Source organism: Fischerella muscicola PCC 7414 (genome assembly GCF_000317205.1).
Lineage (GTDB): Bacteria > Cyanobacteriota > Cyanobacteriia > Cyanobacteriales > Nostocaceae > Fischerella > Fischerella muscicola.
Genome location: NZ_AJLK01000125.1, coordinates 1 through 13,196, shown reverse-complemented (window position 1 = coordinate 13,196; position 13,196 = coordinate 1). Strand labels below are relative to the sequence as shown.

12 protein-coding genes are annotated in these 13,196 nt (G+C 43.2%); 8 read left to right on the top strand and 4 right to left on the bottom strand.

Annotation, left to right across the window (positions count from 1 at the left end; all coding sequences use genetic code 11):
- The first annotated feature begins 77 nt into the window (after nt 1-77).
- From UYI_RS0120050 to cysE, 5 genes are all read left to right on the top strand, one after another.
- Complete coding sequence (locus UYI_RS0120050) at nt 78-659, top strand: NADPH-dependent FMN reductase (RefSeq protein WP_016868464.1); 582 nt, start codon at nt 78-80, stop codon at nt 657-659.
- Nucleotides 660-791: 132 nt separating this feature from the next.
- Nucleotides 792-2,465, top strand: coding sequence for a DUF3352 domain-containing protein (locus UYI_RS0120045; RefSeq protein ID WP_016868463.1), 1,674 nt, complete (start codon nt 792-794; stop codon nt 2,463-2,465).
- Between the two features lie 197 nt (nt 2,466-2,662).
- Nucleotides 2,663-3,151, top strand: coding sequence for a hypothetical protein (locus tag UYI_RS0120040; RefSeq protein ID WP_016868462.1), 489 nt, complete (start codon nt 2,663-2,665; stop codon nt 3,149-3,151).
- Nucleotides 3,152-3,284: 133 nt separating this feature from the next.
- Nucleotides 3,285-3,485 carry a hypothetical protein gene (locus tag UYI_RS36985; RefSeq protein WP_016868461.1) on the top strand — a complete coding sequence of 67 codons (201 nt, stop codon included), beginning with the start codon at nt 3,285-3,287 and terminating at the stop codon, nt 3,483-3,485.
- A 38-nt stretch (nt 3,486-3,523) separates the two neighbouring features.
- Nucleotides 3,524-4,291 carry a serine O-acetyltransferase gene (gene cysE / locus UYI_RS0120030; RefSeq protein ID WP_026086070.1) on the top strand — a complete coding sequence of 256 codons (768 nt, stop codon included), beginning with the start codon at nt 3,524-3,526 and terminating at the stop codon, nt 4,289-4,291.
- A gap of 76 nt (nt 4,292-4,367) precedes the next feature.
- Here cysE and UYI_RS0120025 read toward each other — a convergent pair whose 3' ends face one another.
- The 4 genes from UYI_RS0120025 to UYI_RS0120010 all read right to left on the bottom strand — a co-directional run bounded on the left by UYI_RS0120025 (nt 4,368) and on the right by UYI_RS0120010 (nt 8,979).
- Entirely contained in the window at nt 4,368-5,414 is a 1,047-nt protein-coding gene (locus tag UYI_RS0120025) for a S1C family serine protease (protein WP_016868459.1), read from the bottom strand.
- 368 nt (nt 5,415-5,782) lie between these two features.
- Nucleotides 5,783-6,274 (bottom strand): hypothetical protein, encoded by a 492-nt coding sequence (locus UYI_RS0120020; RefSeq protein WP_016868458.1) that lies wholly within the window; start codon nt 6,272-6,274, stop codon nt 5,783-5,785.
- A 144-nt stretch (nt 6,275-6,418) separates the two neighbouring features.
- Entirely contained in the window at nt 6,419-8,578 is a 2,160-nt protein-coding gene (locus tag UYI_RS0120015; protein WP_016868457.1) for a pentapeptide repeat-containing protein, read from the bottom strand.
- Nucleotides 8,579-8,634: 56 nt separating this feature from the next.
- Nucleotides 8,635-8,979: a hypothetical protein gene (locus UYI_RS0120010; protein WP_016868456.1), complete on the bottom strand. Its 345-nt coding sequence runs from the start codon at nt 8,977-8,979 to the stop codon at nt 8,635-8,637.
- Between the two features lie 853 nt (nt 8,980-9,832).
- Here UYI_RS0120010 and UYI_RS0120000 point away from each other — a divergent pair.
- The 3 genes from UYI_RS0120000 to nadB all read left to right on the top strand — a co-directional run bounded on the left by UYI_RS0120000 (nt 9,833) and on the right by nadB (nt 13,037).
- A complete protein-coding gene (locus UYI_RS0120000; RefSeq protein ID WP_016868455.1) occupies nt 9,833-10,183 on the top strand; it encodes a hypothetical protein in 351 nt (116 codons plus the stop codon).
- 229 nt (nt 10,184-10,412) lie between these two features.
- Nucleotides 10,413-11,216, top strand: a complete 804-nt coding sequence (gene tatC / locus UYI_RS0119995; RefSeq protein ID WP_016868454.1) for a twin-arginine translocase subunit TatC — start codon at nt 10,413-10,415, stop codon at nt 11,214-11,216.
- Between the two features lie 147 nt (nt 11,217-11,363).
- The gene (nadB, locus tag UYI_RS0119990) at nt 11,364-13,037 is read left to right on the top strand and encodes an L-aspartate oxidase (RefSeq protein WP_026086069.1); all 1,674 of its coding nucleotides are present in this window, start codon (nt 11,364-11,366) and stop codon (nt 13,035-13,037) included.
- Nucleotides 13,038-13,196 lie beyond the last annotated feature (159 nt).

The window sequence follows — 13,196 nt, the reverse complement described above, 5'->3', positions numbered from 1 at the left end:
ACACATCTGACAGCCAGTATATGGTAAATTCGACTTGCGGCTACTTGGAATTATTTAGTTGTTAAAAATCACTCATCATGAGCTTTAAAACAGTAGTATTTTATGGTTCCTACAGGAGCAATCGCCAGGGAATTAAAGCAGCCAGATTCATGATTAATCAGCTCCAGCAAAGAAACCATGAGGTGATTTTTGTGGATGCTCAGGAGTATGACTTTAGCATCTTAGACCGGATGTATAAAGAGTATGAGCAAGGTCAGGCTCCAGCAAAGATGGAAGAATGGGCAGAGTATATCCGAACAGCAGACGGTTTTGTAGTTGTTGCGGGAGAGTATAACCATTCCATTCAGCCAGGGTTGAGCAATCTCATGGATCACTATCTAGAAGAATACTTTTTCCGTCCGGCGGGTATTGTTTCCTACTCAGTTAGTGGCTTTGGAGGAGTGCGGGCAGCCATACAGTTACGCGCTTTTCTGTCAGAGATGGGAATGCCTACTATTTCAAGCATTTTTGCCATCTCCAAAATTGGGGAATCTTTGGATGAAGCAGGGACTTCACGCGAAGCAGCTTTGACGAAGAGAGTCGGTCAATTTTTGGATGAATTAGAGTGGTACCAAGAAGCATTGCAACGACAAAGAAAAGAAAAAGGAAACCCGTTCTAAGGGACTTCCAAGTAAATAAATATCCCATCACTAGGGGGAGCAGGGGAGCAGGGGGAGAAAGAGTCTATCAATCATCTTCATTTTCTAAATGGAATAATTTAATTTCTGGAAGTCCCTGAAAATAGGCAATTTATGAAACAAGGCTTATTCTTTCGTTCTCTAGCAGCTATTTTGATGATGCTGCTATTTATCACTATCTCTGGTTGTAGTAACTTATCCGGTGCAAATTCACTTGTGGGAATCAGTGGAACTACACAACAGCCTGGTGCGGCAATTTTTGTATCTCAACAAGCACCAGTGATGATATCAATCCTGGTAAATCCCGATAAATTACAAGCATTGGAACGTGAGGGAGAACTATCCAAACTTAAAACCAGCTTATTAGCCAATACTAGCATAGATTATAAACAAGACATTCAACCTTGGCTGGAGAATGAAATTACCTTAGCTGTCACAACCCAAGACATCGATCGCGATCCTAGTAACGGACAGCAGCCGGGATATCTAATGGCACTAGCAACCAAAAACCCCGAGAAAAGCCGTGAATTTGTGGATTTGTTATTTTCCAAACGAGCGATCGCTGGGTCAAACTTAACTACAGAACAATACGAAGGCATCAAGTTGATTTTTGACTCTCCACAACTAGATCCAAAATCCAAAATCCAAACTTCTTTGGCTGGTGCTGCTGTTGGTAATGATTTTGTCCTGTTTGCCAACGATCCCAAAGTACTAAGAGAAGCAATTAATAACGTCCAGGCTCCTGACCTCAATATAACTACCTCTAGCCAATACCAGCAAGCTGTCAAACAAATACCCAAAGGTGCTTTAGCCGTAGCGTTTCTCAATCTTCCTAATATCGCCCAATGGCAAGGTTTAAAACTGCCAGAACCAGCAACTTATGACAGCGAAATAGTATCTGTAGTCCTAACCAACAAAGGATTACTAGCAGAAACTAGCTTACTAGCACAAGCCGAAACAGCACCACCTCTAGAGCCATTATCTCAGCCTGTAGGAGCATTACAATATATTCCTACCTCAGCAGGTTTAGCCATCGCTGGCAAAAATTTAAGTAGTTTACCGAACAGCAATTTAACTCAAGTCTGGGAACAAATCAAAGTTGCCATATCCGGTTCAGAAAAAGATGTGGTTTCTGGCTTAATCAAACCTGTGGTAGATGTGCAAGCAGATTCAGACATCAACTTAAAAGAAGATATTTTTAGCTGGGTACAGGGAGAATACGCTATTGGATTATTACCCCGTCCAGGACAAGCAAATCCCGATTTTGTGTTTGTAGTTGAAAAAACTGAAACCACACCAGCAGGAATTGCTCGTTTAGATGAAATCGCATCCTCAAAGGGATTGTCAGTAAATACTTTTGATATAGACAAACAAAAAATCTCAGCTTGGACACAATTAAAAGCCACAAAAGTAGCCGATCCTCAACAGCGAGAAAAATACACAATAGAAGCGAAAGTTTCCGGAGTGCATATTAGCCAAGGAAATTACGAAATTTTTGCTTCTAACCTTGAAACAATGAATGAAGTTCTCAATACTAAGAACTATTCCTTAATTAGCGATCGCCAATTTAAAAATAGTATTGCTGCCATTCCCCAACCAAACCAAGGTTACGTGTATCTAGATTGGGCAAAAAGCCGAGAAATATTACAAAGTCAATTCCCAATTCTCAAACTAGCAGAAATACTCGCAAAACCCATCTTTGAGAACTTGCGATCGCTCACCATTAGTAGTTACGGTAGCGACACAGGAATATTCAAAAGTGGCGTGTTCTTTCAAATAGGTAAATAGTCAATTGTCATTTGTCAATTGTCATTGGTCATTGGTCATTAGTCATTAGCTTTTCCCCTTGTCCTCCTTGTCCCCCTTCCCCCTTCCCTTCCCTTGTGTCACCTTCCAATGTGGCACAGCACCGAAATGACTACAAGGTGATTGTTGTTACCATTATGCATACAATATAACTATAATTTCTGTGTTGGAGGGCTTCTATGGATAAATGTTGCCCCCGACTTCTCTTAACAGGGGGTTGGATTTTAGCTACACTGACATTTCTAACTCCCAAACTTGTATCAGCAGATACTTCTAATTTTGGTAAAATTACTTTATCACCCAACTTTGAATCAGCACAAGGGACAGTAACAGGTTATACTGGTGGTTCTTATTCTCTATCAGCAATTAGCAATCGCGATCGCCACAAAAATGCCTGTATTGGCTTTGCCGACCCGACTCCAGATCACATCTTAATTTTGAAAAAAAACTTTCCCCATCTGAAAATAATCGTCAACAGTGGCGGCTACGATACCACTCTACTTATTCAAGGGCCAGACAATAACACTATTCGCTGTGGTGATGATACAGGTAACAGTAAAGATGCCAGTATCGACGACAAAGACTGGAAAGCAGGAACTTATAAAGTTTGGGTAGCAACCTTTAACTCTCAGGTAAAAAAGAACTATACGCTTTCTGTAGAGGAGTAGGGATTGGGGAGTGTGGGGAGTGTGAGGAGTGTGGGGAGTGTGAGGAGTGTGGGGAGTGTGAGGAGTAATGTAGAGACGCGCTGTTTGAAGCGTCTGGGAGTGTGAGGAGTGTGGGGAGAATAAATAGTAACAAATGACAAATGACAAAAAACCACTAACAACCAACAACCAACAACCAACAACCAACCACCAACAACCAACAACCAACAACCAACAACCAACAACCAACAACCAACAACCAACAACCACCAACCAGCAACCAACCACCAACAACCAACTACCAACAACCAACAACCAACCACTAACAAACAACAACCAACAAATATTAAGATAGAGTGTAGCTTGTTTGGCAAAACAGAGGGTACATTGAGCGTGCTGTCTACACTCCTTGCTGATTTTCGCATTATATTTGAACGTGACCCAGCTGCCCGTAACTGGTTGGAAGTATTGTTTTGCTACCCTGGTTTACAAGCTTTGCTATTTCATCGGCTGGCTCATTGGCTGCATCATGTTGGTATTCCCTTTATCCCCCGCTTGATCTCCCATCTTGCTCGGTTTTTAACCGGAATCGAAATTCACCCCGGTGCTGTGATTGGTAAAAGTGTATTTATTGATCATGGCATGGGGGTAGTGATTGGCGAAACAGCGATTGTGGGAGATTATGCGCTGATTTATCAAGGCGTCACTTTGGGTGGTACTGGTAAAGAAAGCGGTAAACGCCACCCGACTTTGGGTGAAAATGTTGTAGTTGGTGCAGGTGCAAAAGTATTAGGTAATATCCAAATTGGTAACAACGTTCGTATTGGTGCTGGGTCAGTTGTTTTGAGGGATGTACCTTCTAATTGCACTGTTGTGGGTATACCCGGTCGCATTATTTATCGTTCTGGAGTGCGAGTCGCCCCATTGGAACACAATAACTTACCAGACTCGGAAGCAGAAGTAATTCGCGCTTTAGTAGACCGAATTGAATTGTTAGAACAACAAATACAAAGCCTACAGCAAAATCAATCTGACACCAAAACTCTGGTTTTTGTAAATCAATTGCCCGTTAACAAAGAGGGTGAAAAATTACAAGATGGTCTGTCTTGTAATCTCAGAGATAAGGCTATTCAAGAGTTTCTGGATGGGGCTGGAATTTAAGACTTTGTTGGTAGTTGAGCAGTAGGCTTATCTAGTGTTTGGAGGACGCTACATGCGTCCTCTTTTGACTAGCTGCTTAGCCTCTCGTTGATTCTTCTGGAACGATATCTATTACTAGCTTGCGATTGTTACGCAAAACAGTGAGTTGCGATCGCACTCCCACACGTTCTGGTGTTAAAAACTTCTGCAAGTCTTCGATACCACGCAGTGGTGAATTATTAAAACCAACAATCACATCCCCTTGCAGCAAACCAGCTTTTTTAGCCGGACTGTTGGGTTCAACATGCATAACGAAAATGCCAGTATCCACAGCTAATTCGTTAAATAGCATGATCCGGCGAGAAATTTGCACATTTTGTCCACCAATACCAATGTAACCACGCCGTACTTGACCATACCTCATTAAAGTCGGGATGACCATTTTGGCTGTGTTAATAGGTACGGCAAAACAAATTCCTTGTGCTGCCATCACAATAGCAGTATTTATACCAATAACTTCAGCGTGGGACGTAACTAATGGCCCGCCTGAATTACCAGGGTTTAAAGCAGCATCAGTTTGGATAATATTTTCAATCAGCTTACCAGACCGGGATTGGAAAGAACGTCCTAGTGCGCTAATCACTCCAGTTGTAACTGTAGTCTGGAAACCGTAGGGATGACCGATCGCGATCGCCAACTGGCCGACTTTCAATGCTTGAGAATCACCAAAACGTGCAGCTACTAAATTTGGCGCATAAATTCTAATCACAGCCAAATCTGTATCAGGATCATCACCAATAATTTCCGCATCGTAACTGCGACCATCAGACAGTGTCACCTGGATTTTCGATGCACCGTGTATGACATGACTGTTAGTGAGAATGTAGCCATCCTGAGTGAAGATAAATCCAGAACCATTACCACGTACTTCTTGTGTGAAGGGTTGATAATTGCGGCTACGTCCCGTCAGCCATTTTTTCACATCAATATTAACAACCGTAGGACTAACTTTTTCCACTACATTGATGACAGCCTGGGAATAAGCATCAAGAAGTTGTTCATCAGTTTTTGGGTTGTTTTGTGGCGATCGCGAATTATTGGGAGCAAAATTATCGTTTGATACCCATCCCAAATTTCTGAACATAATTTTGTCAATCCTATCATTTCACAGACACAGAGAAAGGTGGGGAGATGGGGAGGTTGGGAGGTGGGGGGAGTGTGTGGAGTTGAGGGGTGTGAGGAGTAAGTAGTTTAAAGAATTCACTAACTACTAATGTACAGACGCGAGGAACATCGCGTCTCTACCCACTAACTACTAACCGCCAACCAACAATCAACAACCAACCATCAACTACGTCCTTATTTCCCGATTTTGACAAAAATTTTGTAGTTTTGACAAAGGGGACGCTTTTAGAAATGATTTTGCGATCGCCAAATAAACCTTAGTGTCTTGGTGTCTTAGTGGTTCAAAAATCATTTATTCACCACCAAGTCACAAAGACACCAAGCAAATCAAAATCTCAAACCCACACCACCTTGTAAAGAGAAAGTTGTACCGCCATCACGCAAAGCATCAAAACCAATAATGGCATTACCAAAAAGCACAGTATTACTATTAGGTACAACATAATCAATACCCGGCTGCAAGGCAAAGCTAATTTTATTACCAACAGGTGAAGGCGTATCACCACCAGCAAAAATTAGCCCAGCTCCTATATAAGCATCAGTTTGCCAGTTAAGGGGAAAATCATAGGAAACAGTTGGTACAATCGCTATGTTATTAGCCAAAAAAGCTTGAGCGCGAAAAGAAACTGGTGTTTCCAAAAGTTTGTAACGGAAGGCTACAACCCCACCAATTTCAGCCCCATCTGCAAAACCAATGGCAGGCCCAACACCAACGTAACTACCATAAGCTGCTTGAGCATGAGCAGGTTGACTAAATTGGCTCAAACTCAAAAATGAACTAGCCAAAAGCACAGATATTAAATATTTAAGACGCTTCATTTGCCGACTCTCCTCACACTGATTTTGTTGGTTGTTGGTGGTTAGTGGGTAGAAACGCGAGGAACATCGCGTCTGTAAATTAGTAGTTAGCGGTTCTTCCTCCACTCCTCACACCCCTCACACTCACTTCCCACACTCCCCATCTTACGGACAACGCGGATGAATACCACCTTGAGTACAAATGTAAGCCAATTGCTTGGTATCTAAATTTTTTGCTTGGCTAAAATCCACTCCTTTGACTACAGCAGATTGTGAACCTGTTGATGGAGTTTGCACAAATTGATCGGCTGGATCTTGTTTAGCAGGGAAGAGAATAGCACCTTGAAAATCAGCTTCTGTGAGATTTGCGCCGCGTAAATCTGCAAGACTCAAATCAGCGTTGCGGAAGTTAACACCCGTCAGGTTAGCAGAGCGAAAATTAGTATTTGTCAAGCGAGTTGCGCTGAGATTGGCATTGCTTAGATCCGCACGCTGTAAATTTGCTCCTGATAAATCTGCTGCTTGCCAGTCGGTTTTACTTAAGTTGGCGAAGGGTAATTGTGTACCGATCGCAATGACGCGACCCAAACGAGCAGCATATAAATCAGCGTCGTTAAAAATAGCTTCGCTCAAATCTGCCCCGGTGAGGCTAGCATTTTCTAAAACAGCACCACGTACATCGGCTCCCATTAACTGGGCGCTGCTTAAGTTGGCACTAACTAGACGTGCGTTGGTTAAGTTTGCTTTTCTAAGGTTAGCGCGGCTGAAATCTGTACGCACCATCAAGACACGACTGAGATTTGTATCGCGCAGATCAGCTTGTTTGAATTGAGCGTTGCTCAAATCTGCAATCGAATCATCGAAAGTATCCCAGCGTCCATCCTCACCTACTCCCCGGAAGCTACTACCCCTCAAACTAGCAAAGGATAGATTCGCTCCTTTAAAATTGATTCCTGATAAATCAACTTTATCTAGTGCCAAGTTAAATATAGGGCTATCTGCTGCACCATTTTGGAATAATTGAGTGCGGCTGAGGTCGAGGTCATTAACTTTAGCGCTATTAACCGCAATAATCTTATTGATTGCCTGCTGATTGCTCTGCAACCGCTTCTGTCGCAATTCCCGCTCTGGAGATGGGTTGCTGGTTGATTCCAAATCCTCAGCCAAGGACTGATTCATGCGTTTTAAATCAGGAATAGCCGACAGACCAATATTTGTCAGAGCCTGCTGTATTGTTTCGAGTTGACTGGGGTCAGTTTCTTTAGCCAACAGTTCTACAAGATATTTGGTCGCTTGTGGGTCATTAAGAGTACCCATTGCCAGAATTGCACTACGGCGCTCTTCATTGCTGACGCCAGAGTTAGGACTCAATTGTTTGACCAGAGCTAGGAACTGTTGGCTGTTACGCTGCTCTGACACTCGGCGATTCTGCTGAGTTTGAATGTATACTTGAGTACCTACTAGAGTTGTCAATACACCAGCCATACTCAACAGTGCGATCGCTAGCAGGGTGATACTTGGATTACGCCGCAACCATTCCCACGGATGAGCAGGTGGTTGAGTGGTTTCTGATGGTGTTATGACAACTGAGGCAATGGCTGCGTCTTCGTCTGCTGCTTCTGTCCACTGCGTCTGTTTTTTATCCTGTAGCTGCGAAGGTGTAAACGGTTGATTCGCGTCTATGGTGTAAGTACCTGCAATAATGTCGTGGATTGCGCGCCTTTGTCGTAATGGTAAGCCCCTCGCTTCTAAGAGCATTATTAAACCAGACAGGAAAGTGAAAACACCTAAGTTAGGAAAAGTTGGACTGTTACGCCAGAGCATATAAGCTACAGACAAACTCAATGTCCAACGCCCAGCACCTTCTCGCAGCAAAACAGCCCCCAAACCAGGAGGTTTGCCTTGAGAATTGACAACCCGAACACCAAACCAGCGCTTTGGCAGGGTGCTACCTGTTTTTGCTAGTAAAAGCAATTGCCAACCAGAAAGTGTCAGAGGCGCTAGTATAGCTACTGTCCACAAAAAATTTGTTGGCCATGCTACATTACGAGTGCCGTAGCTTACAGGTAGAGCTAGGGGACGAGCGATTTCTCTTTCTGTTACAATCAATACAGGGTTTAGTGGTTCTCGGTTCAGATCAGTTCTAGTGTTAAGATATGCACCAAGGCTAAAAGGAACTAAGCCACTGATCACTAGTAGCGTCATTTCCGTCGCCCAAGCCGCTACACGCCTAGTAGCTAGAGGCAGTGCTTTGGGCTTTCCTGGTTGATTAGACTGACTGGAACTAGATTGATCATTACTTCTCCTCACAATTGGGGTTGCCATTGCAATATTTCCCTTGAACTTTTATATATATGCCACTCCAGGCGTGTCAAAATATACTATTGGTTGCGTCGCGAACTACTAGACACAATAAATTTGTATCCAAAGTAAACTAGTCCTGCCAAGAGTGCCAAACTAATTGCAGAAGCAACAAATTTAAACACTGCTTGCACCACCGCAAAGCCTAATAAAACACCCACACTCACAACAACTACCTTTCCAGTCCCAGATAGGGTATTAAACCAATTCGACAATTGCTGTAGTTGCGAATTGGCACTTGAAAAACCAGACTGAGACGATTGCTCAATTTGCTGTGACTTAGTTTTTTTCCCAGAAGAGGAATCAATTTCTGCCTCCAGTCGGCGGAGACGTTGCTGCAAGTCTTCTTCAGGTTGAGGATTCATATTGTTTTACCTCAGCTAGCAAACTTATTCAACAACAGTCCAAATATATCCGATAGTTAACTGTTGTCTTAGTGATTTTAGCGAATGTTATTGGTTTGATCTGAGGGCAGAAGGGGTTCCCCACAAATTCGCTCTCCGAATCGCGAATTTGTGGGGGCCCCGCAGAAGGCAGATGGCACAGAGAAGTTTGTAGGCGCATAGCGTTAGCGTCTACAAAGCAGCGTCCGGAGGGAACCTCAAAGCTTCAAAGAGGCAGAAGGGCAAAAGCATTTTACGTTTAATTATGTCCACCTGTCTTGAAAATAGGGATCGGGGATCAGAGATCGGGAATTGGGCATTGGTCATTAGTTATTAGTTTTTCTCTGTGTCTCCCTTGTCACCCTTGTCTGGCTTGTCCACGCCAGGTGCTACAACGGAACGGACTTCCATAGCCGGAGGAAACCTCCGGCTTCAGTCCTCGGGAACCGGAACCTCCAAGGGCGCACTGGCTCCCCTTGTCCCTGATTCCCCCAAAGGAGTGGGGATTAGGGGCGAAGGGGAAAGGGGAAAGGGGAAAGGGAAGAACTATATTTAATGACGAATTTAAAAAATTATTAAAAATAATATTTACCCCTTTTCAAATACTCGAAATTTTTCATATTTTAAGAAAAATACTCTTATAAACTTTAGCACTCCATGCACCTCACTGCTAATTTTTTGATGGATAAGCTTTAGCACTCAAAATAGGAAAGTGCTAATTAATTGAGCATTTTAATACCTCTGATATAGAGCGCAATAACACTTTTCTCAGATACATTTTCAACCAATTTGTAGATATACATAGTTTAAAAAGTTTCATATTGGGTTAACAGCAATGAAATACACTTTTGATATTGTTGGAGTATCTCAAGTTTTACAGTTTTTTAATCACCAACAAGAAACTTTGCAGAAACCACAACATCAAGGTGTGGAATATATAGCAACGCATACATGTACATTAGATGCACTGCTAGAATCTGTGGAGCCAGTACCACAAAAATGGAATTGGGATAAAGATGAAGTTGTAAGTACAGTCATTAATTTTTGGATGCAGAATTCCGATAGTATTCGTTATTGGAAAGCACGTTTAATTGATGCTGGCAGAGATAACTTACTAGTAGCAAGAGTTGCAGATATTAAAGCGTTAAAGAAAGAATTGGAATATCTATTAGGTGGAAATTTTTAGTTAGATGTAATCCTTCGTTATTGGGTATTGGGCATCGGGCATTCGGGAAGAGATTTTCCCATTACCAATTACCCATTACCCATTACCCATTACCAATTACCAGCCTACGCGACAGCATAAGTATATGAGTGAGCATGATATAAATTCTCAACTTCTACGAGAAGTCCGAGATCCGGGTAGCTGCGACCCCAGATAAAATAGTTAACAAATGATGCTCGCTAGCTGACTCATGACGCCTTCACAAGACGCAAACACTGTAACTGCTCCGACTGCTCCCGATGTTGATTTAGAAACCAACGAGCAAAAAGAAATCGATCCTTTAGATGAATTGCCAGGAGAGGTCGAAATGACCCTTTTTGAGCATCTAGAGGAGTTACGACTGCGGATTTTTTATGCGCTGATTGCTGTAGCAGTAGGTGTGGTTGGCTGCTTTTTTGCTGTCAAGCCTATAGTTCAGTTGTTGGAAGTGCCAGCTCAAGGAGTAAAATTTCTCCAGCTTGCACCCGGAGAATACTTTTTTGTATCTCTGAAAGTAGCAGGCTATAGTGGTTTGCTCCTTGCTAGTCCCTTCATACTGTACCAAATCGTCCAGTTTGTGCTGCCAGGCTTAACTCGCCGAGAACGCCGCTTATTAGCTCCCATAGTTTTAGGCTCAACTGTGCTGTTTGCAGTAGGTTTAGTATTTGCTTATTTCCTACTGATTCCAGCTGCTTTAAAATTCTTTATTAGCTACGGTGCAGATGTTGTAGAACAACTATGGTCAATTGACAAATATTTTGAATTTGTCCTGTTGTTACTATTCAGTACGGGGTTAGCATTCCAAGTACCGATTATCCAACTTTTACTCGGTAGTTTAGGAATTGTCTCGTCAAAACAAATGCTTTCTGGCTGGCGTTATGTAATTTTAGGTGCAGTAGTTCTAGGGGCCGTTATTACGCCTTCTACAGATCCCCTTACCCAAACTCTCCTTGCGGGAGCCGTACTAGGGCTGTATTTTAGCGGAATTGGGCTAGTTAAGCTTATAGGTAAATAGAAGACACAAGGGAGAACAAGGGAGACAAGGGAGACAAGGAAGACAAGGAGGACAAGGAAGACACGGATAAAGATTTCTCCCACACTCCCCACACTCCCCACACTCCTCACACTCCCCGCACTCCCCCACTCCCCCACTCCCCCTACCTTGGTGCAGATAGATATTTTTAACCAATTTGATGTTTTAGTAGTCGGCGCTGGTGCAGCTGGACTGTATACGGCGCTTTGTTTACCACAGTCCTTACGAGTTGGTCTGATTACGAAAGAAACTTTAACCTTGTCTGCTAGTGATTGGGCGCAGGGTGGTATTGCTGCTGCGATCGCTCCTGATGATTCACCACGGTTGCACATTGACGATACAATCAAAGCGGGTGCGGGTTTATGCGATCGCCCCGCAGTCGAATTCCTCGCCGAACACGCCCCAAACTGTATTAAATCTCTGGTAGAGCTTGGTGTTGCTTTTGACCGTCACGGCAGTCATTTAGCTCTAACTTTAGAAGCAGCTCACTCTAAACACAGGGTTCTTCACGCTGCTGATACTACAGGTAGAGAAGTCATCACCACTCTCACTGCTCAAGTACTGAAACGGAAAAATATTCAAGTTATTCAGCAAGCTTTGGCATTGAGTTTGTGGATAGATCCTCAAACGCAAACCTGTCAAGGAATTAGCTTGTTTTATCAAGGTGAAATCACCTGGGTAAAAGCTGGTGCAGTTGTACTAGCAACAGGTGGTGGCGGTCAGGTATTTGCTCAAACCACCAACCCCGCCGTGAGTACCGGAGATGGAGTCGCGATCGCAGCTCGTGCTGGGGCAATTCTCAGAGATTTAGAATTTGTCCAATTCCACCCTACCGCTTTGACAAAACCAGGGGCAGAACGCTTTTTAATTAGTGAAGCTGTACGCGGTGAAGGGGCGCATTTAATAGATAATGAAGGGCGGCGTTTTGCCTTTGATTATCATCCTGCTGGTGAACTCGCCCCCAGAGATATCGTCAGTCGGGCAATTTTTAGTCATTTACAAAAAACTACTGCTGACCCCGCCACCGCCCACGTGTGGTTAGATATGCGCCCTATCCCTGCTGACAAAATTCGTCACCGTTTCCCTAACATCATTAATGTTTGTCAACGCTGGGGTATTGATGTTTTTTCTCAACCAATTCCCGTTGCCCCTGCTGCCCATTACTGGATGGGTGGTATTCTCACAGATATGATGAATCGCACCAATATTCCCGGTTTATACGCTGTGGGGGAAACTGCAAGTACGGGGGTACATGGTGCTAATCGCCTGGCTAGTAATTCTTTATTAGAATGTATTGTTTTTGGCGCCCAGATGGCCCATCTAGAACTAAAGAACGAATTGATGAGTGAAGAACCACTCCCAACAGTGCGAGAATTTGTTACAGATGTAGATAATTGGCATAAACAACAAACATATCTAGAAGATTTACGCCAAAAAATTCCCCGTTTAGTCTGGCAACACGCTGGTATCTGTCGAGAACAGTCAGGATTAGAAATAGCGATCGCCACCGTAAAATCTTGGCAGCAAGATTTTGCTGATTTACAACTAAGCCAATTTTTACTTTGTTTACCCCCCAAACAAAGCGTTAGTTTCCAATTGCCAGATGTAGAACAACAATTAAGACTATGGGCAGAAACTCGCAATTTATTGGATGTAGCTTATTTAATCCTCACCAGTGCTGCTTTTAGAAAAGAAAGCAGAGGGGGACACTATCGCCTAGACTATCCCCAATCAGATCCTAATTGGCAAGTTCATACACTGGTACAGTACGACAATTGGTGGAAAGCACCTGTGTTGGAATAGGTGTTGGTTGTTAGTTGCTGGTTGTTTGTTAGTGGGTACAGACGCGATGTTCCTGGCGTCTGTACATTAGACTTCTCCGACAAATAGTGTACCAGACGTGCCATGGCACGTCTGGTACAAGGATTTTGGGTAACGCATAATTAATTTCTGGAGATGTGT

Coding starts and splice junctions, on each gene's coding strand:
- UYI_RS0120010 (WP_016868456.1), bottom strand. CDS start 8,979: ATGAATCCTCAACCTGAAGAAGACTTGCAGCAACGTCTCCGCCGACTG.
- tatC (WP_016868454.1), top strand. CDS start 10,413: ATGACGCCTTCACAAGACGCAAACACTGTAACTGCTCCGACTGCTCCC.
- UYI_RS0120040 (WP_016868462.1), top strand. CDS start 2,663: ATGGATAAATGTTGCCCCCGACTTCTCTTAACAGGGGGTTGGATTTTA.
- UYI_RS0120050 (WP_016868464.1), top strand. CDS start 78: ATGAGCTTTAAAACAGTAGTATTTTATGGTTCCTACAGGAGCAATCGC.
- UYI_RS0120015 (WP_016868457.1), bottom strand. CDS start 8,578: ATGGCAACCCCAATTGTGAGGAGAAGTAATGATCAATCTAGTTCCAGT.
- UYI_RS0120045 (WP_016868463.1), top strand. CDS start 792: ATGAAACAAGGCTTATTCTTTCGTTCTCTAGCAGCTATTTTGATGATG.
- UYI_RS36985 (WP_016868461.1), top strand. CDS start 3,285: ATGACAAATGACAAAAAACCACTAACAACCAACAACCAACAACCAACA.
- UYI_RS0120000 (WP_016868455.1), top strand. CDS start 9,833: ATGAAATACACTTTTGATATTGTTGGAGTATCTCAAGTTTTACAGTTT.
- UYI_RS0120025 (WP_016868459.1), bottom strand. CDS start 5,414: ATGTTCAGAAATTTGGGATGGGTATCAAACGATAATTTTGCTCCCAAT.
- UYI_RS0120020 (WP_016868458.1), bottom strand. CDS start 6,274: ATGAAGCGTCTTAAATATTTAATATCTGTGCTTTTGGCTAGTTCATTT.